The following is a 906-nucleotide window of genomic DNA, read 5'->3' on the forward strand; positions in this document are numbered from 1 at the left end:
GCCACCTGACGGTCGAAATCTTTCGCCATGACCCGCTCACCCAGCCGCTTGAAACACCGCATTTTGGTTTCTACCAGGCTGCGCCGGTGGTAACCACTCCACCTTTTCCAGAGCGTTTGCCCCAGATAACGCGTCGCCCGCAAGATCGCGTTACGGGCTTTCGCCCCCGCTCGATTCTCCTTCCACAGCCTCCCATTCTTGCGCGTGGGAATCACCGCTTCCGCCTCTCGCTGAGCTATCGCCTCATGACAGCCTCGGGTGTCATAGGCACCATCACCGCTGACGGATGCAATCTCTTCCTCCGCTGGAATCTGACTCAGTAACTCTGGCAGCATCGGGGCGTCACCTACGGTGTTGTCGGTGACCTCAATGGCCCGAATTTCCAGCGTCTGCGCATCAATACCTAAATGCACTTTGCGCCACTGGCGGCGGTAGTCTGCACCGTGTTTTTTTGTTTTCCACTCGCCTTCGCCCAGCATCTTGATCCCCGTGCTATCGATCAGGAGATGCAGCCCCGATGTGCTGGGGCGGTAAGGAATCGAGATATTCAGCGACTTCTGACGTCGGCATATCGTGCTGTAGTCCGGCGCAGGCCAGTTCAGTCCCGCCAGGCTAAGCATACTTTGCACCATGCCCACCGCCTGGCGCAGAGCAAGGCCGAACAGGTTTTTGATCGTCAGGCAGAACTGAATGGCCGCATCGCTGAAGACCTGTGGACGTCCACGCTGGCCTCGTGGCGTCCCGTGCCAGGTCATATCCCGGTCCAGCCAGATCATCAATGAGCCACGCGCTTTGAGCGCGGCGTTGTAGGACTTCCAGTTCGTTGTCTTGTACTTCGGGGAGGCAGGCTTGTTCATGCCTTCATTCTACTGCAGGGGAACCCGCTCCGATTTGTGCAACAAAGCC

At 58.2% G+C, this 906-nt stretch carries 1 protein-coding gene; it reads right to left on the minus strand.

Features of this window, described 5'->3' with window-relative positions; all coding sequences use genetic code 11:
* Nucleotides 1-857, minus strand: an 857-nt coding sequence (locus WH50_RS22590; RefSeq protein WP_110189469.1) for an IS5 family transposase, incomplete at its 3' end; no start/stop codon positions are given.
* Nucleotides 858-906 lie beyond the last annotated feature (49 nt).

The organism is Pokkaliibacter plantistimulans (assembly GCF_003194385.1).
GTDB lineage: Bacteria > Pseudomonadota > Gammaproteobacteria > Pseudomonadales > Balneatricaceae > Pokkaliibacter > Pokkaliibacter plantistimulans.